The organism is Isoptericola sp. NPDC057191 (assembly GCF_042670225.1).
In the GTDB taxonomy this organism is placed as follows: domain Bacteria; phylum Actinomycetota; class Actinomycetes; order Actinomycetales; family Cellulomonadaceae; genus Isoptericola.
Genome location: NZ_JBHUWC010000251.1, coordinates 1 through 4,345, shown reverse-complemented (window position 1 = coordinate 4,345; position 4,345 = coordinate 1). Strand labels below are relative to the sequence as shown.

Annotated in this window: 3 protein-coding genes and 1 riboswitch; of the genes, 2 read left to right on the top strand and 1 reads right to left on the bottom strand. The window is 70.6% G+C overall.

The window, feature by feature from the left end; all coding sequences use genetic code 11:
* Positions 1 to 73 precede the first annotated feature (73 nt).
* Positions 74 to 1,441, bottom strand: coding sequence for an ABC transporter substrate-binding protein (locus tag ACFT55_RS19240; RefSeq protein WP_380245456.1), 1,368 nt, complete (start codon positions 1,439 to 1,441; stop codon positions 74 to 76).
* 516 nt (positions 1,442 to 1,957) lie between these two features.
* A riboswitch (ZMP/ZTP riboswitch) is annotated at positions 1,958 to 2,045 on the top strand.
* An 81-nt stretch (positions 2,046 to 2,126) separates the two neighbouring features.
* Between ACFT55_RS19240 and glyA the strand changes: the two genes are divergently transcribed.
* Positions 2,127 to 3,410, top strand: a complete 1,284-nt coding sequence (glyA, locus tag ACFT55_RS19235; protein WP_380245455.1) for a serine hydroxymethyltransferase — start codon at positions 2,127 to 2,129, stop codon at positions 3,408 to 3,410.
* Complete coding sequence (locus ACFT55_RS19230) at positions 3,407 to 4,264, top strand: bifunctional 5,10-methylenetetrahydrofolate dehydrogenase/5,10-methenyltetrahydrofolate cyclohydrolase (protein ID WP_380245454.1); 858 nt, start codon at positions 3,407 to 3,409, stop codon at positions 4,262 to 4,264. The genes glyA and ACFT55_RS19230 overlap by 4 nt, the downstream gene beginning before the upstream one ends.
* The last annotated feature ends 81 nt before the right edge of the window (positions 4,265 to 4,345 follow it).

Below are 4,345 nucleotides of genomic sequence, written 5' to 3'. Positions count from 1 at the left end.
GTCCCGGGAGGGGCGGCCGCGCCGCGGGGGGCGTCGGGGCGCAGGCGTCAGCGGCGCGCGCGGGAGGCGGTCGTCACGGGGCGGAGCCGGCCGCCGCGGCCTGCTCGGCCTGGGTGTTCGACTGGTCGAGCAGGTCCTGCATGCGCGGCTGCACCTCGGCGAGGTAGTCGGCGGCGGTCTGCTTGCCGTCGAGCACGGGCTGGATGCCGACCCACAGCTCGTCGTACCACTCGGCGCCGTAGGTGAACGACGCCGGCATCTCCCGCCCGTAGTCCTCGGCGATGTCGAGGAACTCCTGGCGGTTCTTGGGCTTGAGCGTGTCGTCCTCGTCCGCCTCGGCCGCCCACGTCTTCGCCGTGTCGATGCGGTTCGGGATCTGGACGTTGGCGTCGACCAGCGTCTGCTGCGCGGCCTCGTCCGTGGACAGGTAGGTGGCCAGCTTCACGGCGTCCTCGGGCAGGTCGGTCGTGTTCGAGACGCCGATGCCGAGCGAGCCGACCCACGTCGCCGGCTTGCCGGTCTTGCCGACGGGCCAGGGCATGAGGTCGTACTCGAAGTCGAGGTCGTTGTAGACGCTCATGTCCCACGGCCCGACGGGGAAGAACCCGATCTCGCCGGCCATGAAGCGCTGGTAGGTGTCGAGGGTCTGCGCCTGCTCGGGGTTCGGCGTGACGCCGTACTTGGTGGTGAGGTCGGCGATGAACTGGATCGCCTCGGCGAACTCGGGGGTGTCGACGGTGACCTGGGTGTGGTCGGGGTTGGTCCAGTCGCCGCCGTTGCTCCACACGAAGGACTGCGAGTTCCACTGCACGTTGAGGCCGGTGCCCCACTGGTCGGTCTTGCCGTCGCCGTCGGTGTCCTGGGTGAGCTTCTGGCAGATCTTGAGCCACTCGTCCCAGGTCAGGGGCTTGTCCGGGTCGGGACGGTCGATGCCGGCCTTCTTCAGCATGTCGGCGTTGTAGCCGAACGCGAACGGGCCGATGTCCTTGGGCAGGCCGTACAGCTTGCCGTCCGGGGTGCCCTGGGTCTTCCCGTCGAACCGGTAGGAGTCGACGCCGTAGGGCCAGACGTTGTCCAGGTCCACGCCCTGGTCGGCGACCTCGTCCGTGATGTCCATGAGGACGCCGGAGCTGACGTAGGACTGCAGGCTGGCCTGCTCGATGTAGAACACGTCGGGGACCTTGTTGCCCGCGACGGCGGCCTGGAGCTTCTGCGCGTACTGGTCCGCGGAGGTGACGATCATCTTCACCTTGACGCCGGTGTCCTCGGTGAACCGGTCGATGGCCTCCTGGTAGGCCTTCTTCTCGTCGTCGCCACCACGGAACATGAAGGTGAGCGTGTCGTCGTCGGAGCCGCTCCCGCTGCCGGAGCTGCAGGCGGTGACGGTACCGGCGGCCACCACGGCTGTGACGATGCCGGCGATCAGGCGTGACTTCCTCATCACGGGGTCCTCTCGGAGATCCGGGACGCGTCCGGCGCGGCGTCGCCCCGGTGCGTTTACATCGATGAAGAGCCATCGACGGCGCCCAATGTGGCACGCCTCGCGCGTCGGGGTCAAGTGGCCCAGGTCACGCGTCTGCAACGATGAACATGGCACAGGACCGACATGGCACAGGACCGCGGCCGCCCGGCCCGCGCCGACGTAGTCCACACCGCGCCGAGGTAGTTCAGACCGTGCCGAGGTAGTTCAGACCATGCCGAGGTAGTTCAGGCCTCGGCGAGGTAGTCCGGGGTCGTGCCGAGGTAGTTCAGACCGTGCCGAGGTAGTTCGCGGAACCTGGTATCCCGCGCTACCTCGCCGAGCTCTCGACTACCTCGGCAGGTTCGGGACTACCTCGGCGCGGGTCCGACTACCTCGGCAGGTTCGCGACTACCTCGGCGAGGGTGGAACTACCTCGGCGGGAGTCCGACTCCCTCGCGGTCGGCAGGGGACCGGGCCGATCGGATCGGCTAGGATCGCGAGGGTCGCGACTGGCGTACAGGTGGATCACCACCGGGGAGCGACGCGCTGTGCAGACGACGGGTCGTTCGCCTGGGCCCGGTCGCTCGATTGACATGATGGTCCGGCACCCTGACGGGGAGCCAGGCCCGTCCGACCGCCGTCCGACACAGCAGGAGAACGCCTGATGAGCACTCCCGACCCCACGTTCAACGCGCCCCTGGCCGAGCTCGACCCGGAGATCGCGGCCGTCCTCGACGGGGAGCTGGCCCGCCAGCGCGACACCCTCGAGATGATCGCCAGCGAGAACTTCGTCCCGCGTGCCGTGCTGCAGGCGCAGGGCTCCGTCCTGACGAACAAGTACGCCGAGGGCTACCCCGGCCGCCGCTACTACGGCGGCTGCGAGCAGGTCGACATCGCGGAGAACCTCGCGATCGCCCGCGCCAAGGACCTGTTCGGCGCCGAGGCCGCCAACGTGCAGCCGCACTCCGGCGCGCAGGCCAACGCGGCCGTGCTGCACGCCCTCATCAACGCCGGCGACAAGATCCTCGGCCTGGAGCTGGCGCACGGCGGCCACCTCACGCACGGCATGAAGATCAACTTCTCCGGCAAGCTGTACGACGTCGGCGCCTACGGCGTGGACCCGCAGTCGTACCGCATCGAGATGGACGAGGTGCGCAAGCGTGCCCTCGAGCACCGCCCGGACGTCATCATCGCCGGCTGGTCCGCGTACCCGCGCCAGCTCGACTTCGCCGCGTTCCGCGAGGTCGCGGACGAGGTCGGCGCCAAGCTGTGGGTGGACATGGCGCACTTCGCCGGCCTGGTGGCCGCCGGGCTGCACCCCAGCCCCGTGCCTCACGCCGACGTCGTCAGCTCCACGGTGCACAAGACCATCGGTGGCCCCCGCTCCGGCTTCATCCTGAGCAAGGAGGAGCACGCCAAGAAGATCAACTCGGCCGTGTTCCCGGGTCAGCAGGGCGGCCCGCTCATGCACGTGATCGCGGCCAAGGCCGTGGCGTTCAAGGTCGCGGGCACGGACGCCTTCAAGGACCGCCAGGAGCGCACGCTGCGCGGCGCGCGGATCATCGCCGAGCGTCTGTCCCAGGCGGACGTCGCGGAGCAGGGCGTCTCCGTCCTCACCGGCGGCACGGACGTGCACCTGGTGCTGGTGGACCTGCGGCACTCGTCGCTCGACGGCCAGCAGGCGGAGGACCTCCTGCACGACGCCGGCATCACCGTGAACCGGAACGCCGTGCCGTTCGACCCGCGCCCGCCGCGCGTGACCTCGGGCCTGCGGATCGGCACCCCCGCGCTCGCCACCCGCGGGTTCGGCGACGCCGAGTTCACCGAGGTCGCGGACATCATCGCCGTCGCCCTGCGCGACGGCGCCTCCGCCGACGTCGACGCCCTCGCCGCACGCGTCGCGAAGCTCACGGCCGACTTCCCGCTCTATCCCGGGCTGTCCCAGTGACCGCGCGGCTGCTGCCGGGCAAGCCGGTCGCCGAGGCCGTCTTCGAGGACCTCGGGCCGCGGATCGACGCGCTCGTCGCCGCCGGGCACCGGCCCGGCCTGGGCACGATCCTCGTCGGGGACGACTCGGCGAGCGCCGGCTACATCCGGATGAAGATGGACAAGGCGACCGAGCTCGGGTTCACCTCCCCGCACATCCACCTGCCGCAGGACGCCACCCAGGCGGACGTCCTCGCGGCGGTGCGGGAGATGAACGACGCCGACGACGTCGACTCGGTCCTCATCCAGAATCCCGCGCCGCCGCAGATCGACTTCGACGCGGCCATGCTCGCGCTGGACCCGGACAAGGACGTCGACGGGCTGCACCCCGTGAACATGGGCCGGCTCGCGCTGGGCATGCCCGGACCCGTGCCGGCCACGCCGGCCGGCATCGAGGCCCTGCTCGCGCACTACGAGATCCCGGTCGCGGGGCGCGAGGTGTGCATCCTCGGGCGCGGGACGACGCTCGGCCGTCCGCTGGCGCTGCTGCTCTCGCAGAAGCGCCCGACGGCGAACGCCGCGGTCACGGTCGTGCACACGGGCGTCCCGGACTGGCCCGAGTACACGCGGCGCGCGGAGATCGTCATCGCGGCCGCCGGCGTCCCGGGCATCCTGCAGCCCGAGCACCTCTCGCCGGGAGTGACCGTCGTCGGCGGTGGCGTCCGCTACGAGGGTCGCCGGCTGCTGCCGGACGTGGACGAGTCGTGCGCAGAGGTCGCCGGGGCGATCACGCCGCGCGTCGGCGGCGTCGGCCCGACGACGATCGCCATGCTGTTCCGGAACGCGGTCGAGGCCGCCGAACGAGCGGCCGCCTGACGCACGCACCGTGCGACGTGGTGCCCAGCCCGGCAACGAGCGTGCTGACTTGCTCCTCAAACCTCAGGTTTGAGGAGCAAG

Coding starts and splice junctions, on each gene's coding strand:
- ACFT55_RS19240 (WP_380245456.1), bottom strand. CDS start 1,441: ATGAGGAAGTCACGCCTGATCGCCGGCATCGTCACAGCCGTGGTGGCC.
- glyA (WP_380245455.1), top strand. CDS start 2,127: ATGAGCACTCCCGACCCCACGTTCAACGCGCCCCTGGCCGAGCTCGAC.